Origin of the sequence: Streptomyces sichuanensis (assembly GCF_020328095.1) — a bacterium.
In the GTDB taxonomy this organism is placed as follows: domain Bacteria; phylum Actinomycetota; class Actinomycetes; order Streptomycetales; family Streptomycetaceae; genus Streptomyces; species Streptomyces cinnamoneus.
Window position 1 is genome coordinate 1 of sequence record NZ_JAIXMK010000198.1, and the last position, 9,553, is coordinate 9,553.

At 72.2% G+C, this 9,553-nt stretch carries 13 protein-coding genes; 6 read left to right on the plus strand and 7 right to left on the minus strand.

The window, feature by feature from the left end; genetic code table 11:
- The 5 genes from LE181_RS30685 to LE181_RS30705 all read right to left on the minus strand — a co-directional run.
- Window positions 1-385: urease accessory UreF family protein (locus LE181_RS30685; protein ID WP_372458548.1), on the minus strand; the 385-nt coding region annotated here is incomplete at its 3' end.
- On the minus strand, window positions 385-2,106 hold the full coding sequence (locus LE181_RS30690; RefSeq protein WP_225664774.1) for an urease subunit alpha: 1,722 nt from the start codon (window positions 2,104-2,106) through the stop codon (window positions 385-387). The genes LE181_RS30685 and LE181_RS30690, both read right to left, overlap by 1 nt.
- A complete protein-coding gene (locus LE181_RS30695; RefSeq protein WP_225664775.1) occupies window positions 2,099-2,410 on the minus strand; it encodes an urease subunit beta in 312 nt (103 codons plus the stop codon). The genes LE181_RS30690 and LE181_RS30695 overlap by 8 nt, the downstream gene beginning before the upstream one ends.
- Before the next feature lie 16 nt (window positions 2,411-2,426).
- On the minus strand, window positions 2,427-2,729 hold the full coding sequence (locus tag LE181_RS30700; protein ID WP_225664776.1) for an urease subunit gamma: 303 nt from the start codon (window positions 2,727-2,729) through the stop codon (window positions 2,427-2,429).
- A gap of 141 nt (window positions 2,730-2,870) precedes the next feature.
- Entirely contained in the window at window positions 2,871-3,170 is a 300-nt protein-coding gene (locus tag LE181_RS30705; protein WP_225664777.1) for a type II toxin-antitoxin system Phd/YefM family antitoxin, read from the minus strand.
- Window positions 3,171-3,263: 93 nt separating this feature from the next.
- On the opposite strand from LE181_RS30705, the gene LE181_RS30710 reads away from it, so the two are divergent.
- The 3 genes from LE181_RS30710 to LE181_RS30720 all read left to right on the plus strand — a co-directional run bounded on the left by LE181_RS30710 (window position 3,264) and on the right by LE181_RS30720 (window position 5,193).
- Window positions 3,264-3,899, plus strand: coding sequence for an ATP-dependent Clp protease proteolytic subunit (locus LE181_RS30710; RefSeq protein ID WP_225664778.1), 636 nt, complete (start codon window positions 3,264-3,266; stop codon window positions 3,897-3,899).
- 5 nt (window positions 3,900-3,904) lie between these two features.
- Complete coding sequence (locus tag LE181_RS30715; protein ID WP_225664785.1) at window positions 3,905-4,213, plus strand: hypothetical protein; 309 nt, start codon at window positions 3,905-3,907, stop codon at window positions 4,211-4,213.
- Window positions 4,214-4,707: 494 nt separating this feature from the next.
- Entirely contained in the window at window positions 4,708-5,193 is a 486-nt protein-coding gene (locus LE181_RS30720; RefSeq protein WP_225664779.1) for a C40 family peptidase, read from the plus strand.
- A gap of 222 nt (window positions 5,194-5,415) precedes the next feature.
- Here the strand turns inward: LE181_RS30720 and LE181_RS30725 are convergent, their stop codons facing one another.
- Complete coding sequence (locus LE181_RS30725; protein ID WP_225664780.1) at window positions 5,416-5,844, minus strand: ATP-binding protein; 429 nt, start codon at window positions 5,842-5,844, stop codon at window positions 5,416-5,418.
- A gap of 193 nt (window positions 5,845-6,037) precedes the next feature.
- Between LE181_RS30725 and LE181_RS30730 the strand changes: the two genes are divergently transcribed.
- Both LE181_RS30730 and LE181_RS30735 read left to right on the plus strand, forming a co-directional pair.
- Complete coding sequence (locus LE181_RS30730; RefSeq protein ID WP_225664781.1) at window positions 6,038-6,907, plus strand: helix-turn-helix domain-containing protein; 870 nt, start codon at window positions 6,038-6,040, stop codon at window positions 6,905-6,907.
- A gap of 9 nt (window positions 6,908-6,916) precedes the next feature.
- Window positions 6,917-7,171, plus strand: coding sequence for a DUF397 domain-containing protein (locus LE181_RS30735; protein WP_225664782.1), 255 nt, complete (start codon window positions 6,917-6,919; stop codon window positions 7,169-7,171).
- 3 nt (window positions 7,172-7,174) lie between these two features.
- On the opposite strand, the gene LE181_RS30740 is transcribed toward LE181_RS30735, so the two are convergent.
- Window positions 7,175-8,317 carry an 8-amino-7-oxononanoate synthase gene (locus LE181_RS30740; protein ID WP_225664783.1) on the minus strand — a complete coding sequence of 381 codons (1,143 nt, stop codon included), beginning with the start codon at window positions 8,315-8,317 and terminating at the stop codon, window positions 7,175-7,177.
- 148 nt (window positions 8,318-8,465) lie between these two features.
- Here LE181_RS30740 and bioB point away from each other — a divergent pair.
- Window positions 8,466-9,553 (plus strand): biotin synthase BioB (gene bioB / locus LE181_RS30745; RefSeq protein ID WP_225664784.1); only part of this gene is annotated, 1,088 nt, incomplete at its 3' end.

The following is a 9,553-nucleotide window of genomic DNA, read 5'->3' on the forward strand; positions in this document are numbered from 1 at the left end:
GGGCGGCCCGCATCATCTGCCGCCCGAGCCGTCGCGCGGCCGCGCGCAGGGCCGGCGAGGGGGTGCGGGCGTCGGCGGCCTCATCGAGGGCGAGCGGATCGATCCCGGCGGCGGCCGCGGCGGCGAGCCCGGCCGCCGCCAGCCCGGCGGTGTGCAGCCGCCCGCGGCAGAAGGACTCCAGCGATGCCCCGTCCGCGATCCGCCCGGCCTTGACGGCCGCCTCCGCGCCGCCGGAGTGGGCGTGACCGCCGGCCGGGAAGCGTCCGTCGGCGAGGACGAGCAGCGCGGCGAGGGCACCCCTGCCCCCTCCGGCAGCCGCGGGAAGCGGCACGGACACGGGCCGGCCCGGCTCCTCCGGCGCGACGACGACGTCGGTGATGGTCATCAGAAGAGGAAGTACCGCTGGGCCATGGGCAGTTCCGCCGCGGGCTGCGGCTCCACCGCGTCGCCGTCGATGGTGACCGTGAAGGTGTCCGGGTCGACCTCCACCCGCGGCCGGGCGTCGTTGTTGCGCATGTCCGCCTTGGTGACGCGGCGCGTGCTGCGGATCGGGACGAAGCGCTTGCCCAGGCCGAGGCGCTCGGGGAGGCCGTCGTCCATGGCCCACTGGGTGACGAAGTTCAGGGAGGTCGCGGCGGGGGCGCGGCCGAAGGCGCCGAACATGGGGCGGGGCAGGACGGGCTGCGGGGTGGGGATGGAGGCGTTGGCGTCGCCCATCTGCGCGTAGGCGATCTGTCCGCCCTTGAGGACGAGCAGCGGCCGCACGCCGAAGAAGGCCGGCTCCCACAGCACCAGGTCGGCGAGCTTTCCGGTCTCGACGGAGCCGATCTCGTGGTCCAGGCCCTGGGCCACGGCCGGGTTGACGGTGTACTTGGCGACGTAGCGCCGGGCCCGTGCGTTGTCGGCGGGACCGTCGCCGGGCAGGGGGCCGCGGCGCCTCTTCATGACGTGCGCGGTCTGCCAGGTGCGCAGGACGACCTCGCCGATGCGTCCCATGGCCTGGGAGTCGGAGGAGATGATGGAGATGGCGCCGAGGTCGTGCAGGACGTCCTCGGCGGCGATGGTGCCCGGGCGGATGCGGGACTCGGCGAAGGCGAGGTCCTCCGGGACGGCCGGGTTGAGGTGGTGGCAGACCATCAGCATGTCGAGGTGCTCGTCGACGGTGTTGACGGTGTGCGGCCGGGTGGGGTTGGTGGAGCTGGGCAGGACGTTGGCCTCGGAGACCACGGTGATGATGTCCGGTGCGTGTCCGCCGCCCGCGCCTTCGGTGTGGTACGCGTGGAGGGTGCGGCCGGCGACGGCGGCGAGGGTGTCGCCGACGAAGCCCGCCTCGTTGAGCGTGTCGGTGTGGATGGCGAGCTGGGCGCCGCTCTCCTCGCAGACGTTCAGGCAGGCGTCGATGGCCGCGGGGGTGGCCCCCCAGTCCTCGTGGATCTTGAATCCGACGGCCCCGGCGCGCAGTTGGGCGCGCAGGGAGTCGCGGGAGACGGTGTTCCCCTTGCCGAGGAGGCCGATGTTGAGGGGATGCCCCTCCAGAGCCTCGAACATCCGGGCGAGGTGCCAGGAGCCGGGGGTGATGGTGGTGGCCTTGCTGCCCTCGGCCGGTCCGGTGCCGCCGCCCACGAGCGTGGTGATGCCCGAGGCGAGGGCCTCGTCGGCGAGCTGGGGGCAGATGAAGTGGACGTGGGCGTCGATGGCACCGGCCGTGAGGATCCTGCCGTTGCCGGCGATGATCTCGGTCTCCGGGCCGATGACGAGGTCGGGGTGGACGCCGTCCATGGTGTCGGGGTTGCCGGCCTTGCCGACGCCGGTGATGCGGCCGTCGCGGATGCCGATGTCGGCCTTGACGATCCCCCAGTGGTCGAGGACGACGGCGCCGGTGATGACGGTGTCGGGTGCGCCCTCGGCACGGGTGACACGGGACTGGCCCATGGACTCGCGGATAACCTTGCCGCCGCCGAAGACCGCCTCGTCCCCGGCGCGGCCGGGGCCGCCGCAGCGGTCCTCCTCGATCTCGACGACGAGGTCGGTGTCGGCGAGGCGGATGCGGTCACCGGTGGTCGGCCCGTAGAGGTCGGCGTAGGCGGCGCGGGTGAGCTCAGGCATCGAGCGGTCCCCCGCACGCGCCGCGCAGGCCCTCGACGATGCGCTTGCCCGCGAGGGGGACGAGGTCGACCTCGACGGGGATGCCCGGCTCGAAGCGCACGGCGGTGCCGGCGGCGATGTCCAGGCGCTTGCCGTGCGCGGCCGCACGGTCGAACGCAAGGCCCGGGTTGGCCTCGGCGAAGTGGTAGTGGGAGCCGACCTGCACGGGCCGGTCGGCGGCGTTGAGCACGACGAGCCGGGTGCGGTGCAGACCCTCGTTGAGCCGTACGGGCTCGGTGGCGTGCAGTACCTGTCCGGGAATCATGGGCGTCGCTCCCCCGTCACGCGATGGGCTCATGGACGGTGACGAGCTTCGTCCCGTCCGGGAACGTGGCCTCGACCTGCACGTCGTGGATCATCTCGGGCACGCCCTCCATGACCTCGTCGCGGGTGAGCACCTTGCGCCCGGAGGACATCAGCTCGGCCACGGTGCGGCCGTCCCGGGCGCCTTCGAGGATGTGCACGGTGATCAGGGCCACCGCTTCGGGGTGGTTGAGGCGCAGCCCGCGGGCCCGGCGCCGCTCGGCGACGTCGGCGGCCACATGGATGAGCAGCTTTTCCTGCTCGTGCGGGGACAGTTGCATGCGTCCTACCTCAACACAGTGTTGACCTGGGGTTCTTCTCCCCGTGGCCGCTGAGTGCAGATTAGGGCGCAAGCTTTTCCAACGCGTTAACTGCGCTGACCCGCTCTTTGCGCAGTCATGGCCGGAGGTCTCACCGAGCGCTCAGGGGCGCCCCGCCTCTCCGGGGTCGCGGTGCTCGGCGGCGATGCCGAAGCGGCGGCGTTCGCCCGGAGCGGACGCGCCCAGGGAGCCGAGCGAGGCGACCGTACTGACCACCTGCTCCTCGGCGGCCTCCGCGGCGGCGCCCGCCTCTTCGAGCCGCTGCAGGTCGGCGGCGGAGACCAGGGCGACGAGCGGCTTCCCGTGGCGGGTGACGACCACCCGCTCACCGCCGTAGACGACGCGGTTGATCAGCTCCGCCAGCTCGGCTCGGGCTTGCGTCACAGGAATTTCGTAGGCCATGACCCCATTCTAACGAGGTGTACGTCCTGTACATTTTTTACAGATGGCGATCATCTCGGTGATCACCCGCGACGACCGACGAGAGGCGCAGCCATGGACCGACCCGCAGCCCGCCACGTCCTGCCGGAGTTCTCCGAACGCACCGGCACCGGCGTCCACACCACGGACCCGTACGCGAAGCTCTTCTCCGAGCGCATCCTCTTCCTGGGGACGCCGCTGGACGACACGGCGGCGAGCGACGTGACGGCGCAATTGATGTACCTGGAGCACGCGGCACCCGACCAGGACGTCTCCCTCTACATCAACTCCCCCGGCGGCTCCTTCTCCGCCCTGTGCGCCGTCCACGACGCGATGCGCTACATCTGCTGCGACGTCGAGACCGTCTGCCTGGGCCGGGCCGACGCGACCGCGGCCGTGCTGCTGGCGGCCGGCACGCCGGGCAAGCGGATGGTGCTGCCGCACGCCCGGGTGCTCGTCCGCCAGCCCTCCCTCGACGGGCCGGTGCAGGGGCAGCCCTCGGACCTGGCCCTGCAGGCGGAGGAGTTGCTGCGCACGCGGGAGACCCTGACGGGGATGCTGAGCCGGTACACCGGGCGGAGTACGGAGCGGATCCGGCGGGACACCGAGCGGGACACGGTCCTGGACGCCCGCGGCGCGGTGGCCTACGGGCTCGCCGACCGCATCGTCGAGAACCGGACGGCGCAGGGTGCTGCGCACGGGGCGTGGTGAGCGCCGTGTGGCCACCGGAGCTCCCACCGCTGCCCGCCCTGACCCGTGCCGAGGGCGAGGTGGTGGACCGCTATCTGGAAGTACTGGATCTTCTCGGCCGGATCAACCCGGCCCGCACGCATGACACGTACGCCGCGCTACGAGCCGCGCAGGCGCTCGCGCTCGCGGCCACCGGGCTGCGCGACGCGCTGACGGTCATGCACGGACGCGGCGAACGCGAGATGTACACGGGAACGCTGGCACGAGCGATGCGGGTCCTGGACGGGGAACGGCGAGCCGGCCGGGTGATGTTGCCGTCGGAGCCGCCGAACTGAGGAGCGGAAACATTCGCCCCCCGATCTCCTTCAGACGGCGGAGGCGATCGTAGACGTGCCGCAGTGATCACTTCGGGCGACGCGCGCATGCGCCGCTCGGAGAGATCGCTGCGCCGCAGGTGGCGGGGTCACCAGGGAAAAGTCGTCAGCGTCAAATCGCCCCGCGTCCAGCCGAATTGCTCAAGGGTGACGAGGCTCACATATGGCGGGATCCGCTCGGCGCGGGCGGCGCGGCTGCGCCAAGATCCGTGCCGACGACAAGACCCCGCCACCGCGGCGGGGCGGTCCGGGCGGACGCCGAACCCTGCCGCCGCCGGGGCGACTGGTCGACATAAGTGCACCGGCAGGGATGGAGGACCCGAGCACGGCGGGACGGTGGGAGAGCAGCAACTCCCTGGCGTCCCTTGGGGTGAAGCCGCTCCGGCGGCCGGGCATTCTTCGCCTGCCCGAACCCGACAGGTCATCCTTCACAGGCGGCTGACGAAGGGTTTGGCATGGGCGCGCACAAACGTCCCTCAATGTCCAGGGCAGGGGCCATGCCCCTCTCCGTGAAATCCGCCCTGACTCTCGCGGCCGTCGGCGCCACGGTGCTGGCGCCGGGCACCACGAACGACGCGGAAGCAGCAACCGTCTCCACCGCGGCCCTGCAGATCGCGGCCTCCAAGGCCGGCTCCCCCTACCAGTGGGGGGCGACGGGACCGTACCGCTTCGACTGCTCGGGTCTGACCCAGTACTCCTTCAAACGGGCCGGCAAGCAACTGCCGCGGACCGCACAGGACCAGTACAACCGCACCCGGCACATCCCCGGCTTCTCGCGCACCCGGGGGGACCTGGTCTTCTTCCACGGCCGGGGCGGCGTCTACCACGTGGGGATATACGCCGGGAACAACAAGATCTGGCACGCCCCCAAGACCGGTTCGGTCGTGCGCCTCGAACGCATCTGGACGCAGAGCGTCTCCTACGGCCGCGTGAACGGCTGACCGCCGCACGGCCGGTGACCGGCGGCGCACACCCCGCGCGCCCGCCCCGGCCACGACGCGTCCCGCACGCAGAGCGTCCCTTCCGTGGCAGCGGACCCGACTGCCGCCCTCCGGTGCCCCACCGGCACCCGCGGTAACGACGAACGAACCCACCGGTTCAGGAGCGCGCTCCACGAGAGCGCCGGGCCGGGCGGTCTCCGCCCGGCCCCTCCGTGCTGCCGGTCAGCCGGCCGGCAGCACCCACGGCAGGCGGATCCACACCGTCTTGCCGCCGTCGGCGGTCGGGACGACCGAGAGCCTGCCGCCGCGCTCGACGGTCAGGCAGCGGATGATGACCAGACCGCGCCCGTGGTCCTGCTGGACGGCGACGGGCAGCCGGCGGGGGTGGCGGGGATGGCTGTCCGTGACCCCGATGCGCAGGTGTTCGTCACGGTCGAGGCGGACGTCCACGGTGAACGTCGGCGACTGGCCCCGGGTGTGCTGCACGGCATTGGTGACCAGCTCCGAGACGATCAGGCGGACGGCGTCGGCGGCCTCCGAGCCGGCGGCCAGGCCCCATTCCCCGAGCACGTCCATGACGTAGCGGCGGGCACCGGGCACCGAGGCGGAGACACTCGGCAGGGTGATGGTTGCTTCCTGGTGGTCTGCCATGGCGCTGTCCCTTTCCACCGCTGCTCTTCGCGTCAGACTGCCACTCTTCGCGGACGCGATGGGTGCGATCCACCGGAATATGGATATATCTGTCGCTCAAAGCGGTGAACTCTTCCCTGAGGGGCCGGACGTGGACGGCACACTGGTCTATTGACTCTGACGTGTGGTGTTGAGCGGCGGGGAGGGATAACGGATGCGGTACGGACCCGCGGTGCGCCGTCGCAAACTCGGCGCGGAGCTGCGCCGGCAGCGCGAACTGACCGGGATGACCAGCAGGGAGGCCGCGTGCGCGGTCGGCTGGCACCAGTCGAAGGTGAGCCGGATCGAGACGGGCATCAGCGGGGTGAAGCCCTCGGACGTGGCCCGGCTGCTCGATGTGTACGGCGTGTCGGACCCGGAGCTGAGGGCCCTGCTGGGAGCGCTGTGCGGCGCGGGGTCGAAGGAGGCGGAAGGGCCCCGGCGCGGCTGGTGGTACGCCTACCGCGATCTGCTGCCTTCGGCGTATCTCGACTTCATCAGCCTGGAGTCGGAGGCGTCCCACGCGCGGACGCTGGAGACCACGGTGGTGCCGGGTCTGTTGCAGACGCAGGACTACGCCCGGGCCGTCACCCGGGCCGCGTTGGCCGACCCGCCGCCGGAGCAGGTCGAGGAGCTCGTGCGGGTGCGGATGGCCCGGCAGTCGGTGCTGGGCGGGGAGCGGCCGCTGCAGCTCTGCGCGGTGCTCGACGAGGCGGTGCTGCGGCACGAGGTCGGCGGCCCGAAGGTGATAGCGGGACAGCTGCGGCACCTGCTGGAGATGGGATCGCTGCCGCATGTGCGGCTGCACGTGCTGCCGTTCACCAGCGGAAACCACATCGGGATCACCGGCCCTTTCGTTATTTTCTCATTTCCGCGCATCGCCGATCTGGACGTGGTTGTTCTCGACCATTTGACGAGTAGCCTCTACCTGGAGCAGAAAGAGGACCTCCGGGCGTACGGCTCGGCATTCACCACCCTCCGGGCACACGCCCTCTCGCACGAAAAGTCGTTGGAATACATCGCCGGGATCAGCGACGGCGCGTAGGGAGGCAACATGTCCGCAATGCCTCAGTACGTTCCCTCTCCAGCGGGCCACCCCGGCCCGTGCGACGCGGTCTGGCACCGCAGCAGTTACAGCACCGGGATGAACAACTGCGTCGAGACGGCGAGCCTCGCCCCGGGGCTGCTCGCCGTGCGCGACTCCAAGCGCACGAGCGGACCGGTCCTGCGGTTCGCACCCACCGCCTGGTCCGTGTTCGTCGGCGAACTGGGCGGCAAAAGCGGCGGGAAGACCACCGGGCGGAGGTGAGCGTCAGGCGGCCGGCGCGGTCCGTACGATCGTGTCGGCCGCCTCCGCGACCTGCCGGTCCGAAAGGTCCGCCCGGGCGGTGAGCCGCAGCCGCGAGACGCCGTCCGGCACGGACGGCGGCCGGAAGCAGCCGACGGCCAGCCCCGCCCGCCGGCAGTCGGCCGCCCAGCGCACCGCCGCCTCCGGCGAGGGGGCCCGGACCGAGACCACGGCCGCCTCGGGACGCACCGCCGTCAGCCCGGCCGCCGTCAGCCGCCGGTGGAGCTCGGCGGCCACAGCCCGTACCCGCGGGGCGCGCCCGGGTTCGCGGCGCAGCACCGCGAGGCTCGCCAGCGCGGCGCCGGCCGCCGCCGGGGCGAGGCCGGTGTCGAAGATGAACGTGCGGGCGGTGCTGACCAGGTGCTCGATGACCCGGGCGGGGCCGAGCACGGCACCGCCCTGACTGCCGAGGGACTTGGAGAGCGTGACGGTGGCCACCACGTCGCGGTCGCCGGCCAGGCCCGCCGCCCGCACCGCGCCCCGGCCGCCGTCACCGAGGACGCCGAGACCGTGGGCGTCGTCCACGAGCAGGGCCGCACCGGCCTCCCGGCAGGCGGCGGCGAGGGCCGGCAGCGGGGCGGCGTCGCCGTCGACGGAGAAGACGGAGTCGGTGACGGCGATCGCCCGGCCCGGGTGCGCGGCCAGGTTCTTGCGCACCGCCTCCGCGTCGGCGTGCGGGACGACGGTCCGCTCGGCACGCGAGAGGCGGCAGCCGTCGATGAGGGAGGCGTGGTTGAGCTCGTCGCAGACCAGCAGGGTGCCGGGGCCGGACAGCGCGGTGACGGCGGCGAGGTTCGCGGCGTAACCGGAGGAGAGGACGAGGGCCGCCTCGAAGCCACAGAACGCGGCCAGCTCCGCCTCCAGCTCGGCGTGCAGCGCGGTGCTGCCCGTGACCAGCCGGGAGCCGGTCGCCCCCGCGCCCCAGCGCCGGGCCGCCTCCGCGGCGGCCCCGGTGACCTCGGGGTGGCGGGTCAGGCCCAGGTAGTCGTTGCCGGCCAGATCGATGAGGCCGGAGTCGGCCGGGCGGGGGCGCAGGGTCCGCAGGAGCCCCGCGGCCCGCAGCCGCTCCTGCTGCGCGTCGATCCAGTCGAACGGGTCCTGGGGCATCGGCCGTCCCTCTTCATTTGGCGGGTTTGCATAAAACCTAGCCGTCGCGGCGTCCGGTCACGGTGTGGCAATACACACACCTCCATCGGCCTGTGTTGTGTGATCCCTACCTTGGCCGGAAGCGGTCGGGTAGGCGAGGATCTGCGCCATGGACCTGCTGAACACGCTGGTGGAGAAGGGGTTGCGGCGGGAGCTGCCGACCCGCGAAGAAGCGCTCGCCGTGCTGGCGACCTCCGACGACGAGCTGCTCGACGTGGTGGCCGCGGCGGGCAAGGTGCGCCGCAAGTGGTTCGGGCGACGGGTGAAACTCAACTATCTGGTCAACCTCAAGTCCGGGTTGTGCCCCGAGGACTGCTCGTACTGCTCGCAGCGGCTCGGCTCCAAGGCCGAGATCCTCAAGTACACCTGGCTGAAGCCGGACGAGGCGTCGAAGGCGGCCGCCGCGGGCGTCGCCGGCGGCGCGAAGCGGGTCTGCCTGGTGGCCAGCGGCCGCGGTCCGACCGACCGGGACGTCGACCGGGTCTCGAAGACCATCGAGGCGATCAAGGAGCAGAACGAGGGCGTCGAGGTGTGCGCCTGTCTCGGCCTGCTCTCCGACGGCCAGGCGGAGCGGCTGCGCGCGGCGGGTGCCGACGCCTACAACCACAACCTCAACACGTCCGAGGCGACGTACGGCGACATCACCACCACCCACACCTACGCCGACCGCGTGGAGACGGTGCAGCAGGCCCAGGCGGCGGGCATGTCCGCCTGTTCGGGGCTGATCGCGGGCATGGGCGAGAGCGACGCGGACCTGGTGGACGTGGTCTTCTCGCTGCGCGAGCTGGACCCGGACTCGGTGCCGGTCAACTTCCTCATCCCCTTCGAGGGGACGCCGCTGGCCAAGGAGTGGAACCTCACTCCGCAGCGGGCGCTGCGCATCCTGGCGATGGTGCGGTTCGTCTGCCCGGACGTGGAGGTCCGGCTGGCGGGCGGGCGCGAGGTGCACCTGCGGTCGATGCAGCCGCTGGCGCTGCACCTGGCCAACTCGATCTTCCTCGGCGACTACCTGACGAGCGAGGGCCAGGAGGGCAAGGCCGACCTGGCGATGATCGCGGACGCGGGCTTCGAGGTCGAGGGCGCGGGCACCACGACGCTGCCGGAGCACCGCGCGGACGCCCTGGCGGCCGCGGGCTGCGGCTCGCACGCCGCCGCCCCGGGCGCGGGCGGCTGCGGCTCGCACGCCACGGCCGGGAG

Bases quoted from the DNA above. Each gene is read 5' to 3' on its own strand.
- LE181_RS30690 (WP_225664774.1), bottom strand. From the start codon at position 2,106: ATGCCTGAGCTCACCCGCGCCGCCTACGCCGACCTCTACGGGCCGACC.
- LE181_RS30730 (WP_225664781.1), top strand. From the start codon at position 6,038: ATGCGGTACGGACCCGCGGTGCGCCGTCGCAAACTCGGCGCGGAGCTG.
- LE181_RS30725 (WP_225664780.1), bottom strand. From the start codon at position 5,844: ATGGCAGACCACCAGGAAGCAACCATCACCCTGCCGAGTGTCTCCGCC.
- LE181_RS30700 (WP_225664776.1), bottom strand. From the start codon at position 2,729: ATGCAACTGTCCCCGCACGAGCAGGAAAAGCTGCTCATCCATGTGGCC.
- LE181_RS30720 (WP_225664779.1), top strand. From the start codon at position 4,708: ATGGGCGCGCACAAACGTCCCTCAATGTCCAGGGCAGGGGCCATGCCC.
- LE181_RS30740 (WP_225664783.1), bottom strand. From the start codon at position 8,317: ATGCCCCAGGACCCGTTCGACTGGATCGACGCGCAGCAGGAGCGGCTG.
- LE181_RS30695 (WP_225664775.1), bottom strand. From the start codon at position 2,410: ATGATTCCCGGACAGGTACTGCACGCCACCGAGCCCGTACGGCTCAAC.
- LE181_RS30710 (WP_225664778.1), top strand. From the start codon at position 3,264: ATGGACCGACCCGCAGCCCGCCACGTCCTGCCGGAGTTCTCCGAACGC.
- LE181_RS30705 (WP_225664777.1), bottom strand. From the start codon at position 3,170: ATGGCCTACGAAATTCCTGTGACGCAAGCCCGAGCCGAGCTGGCGGAG.
- LE181_RS30735 (WP_225664782.1), top strand. From the start codon at position 6,917: ATGTCCGCAATGCCTCAGTACGTTCCCTCTCCAGCGGGCCACCCCGGC.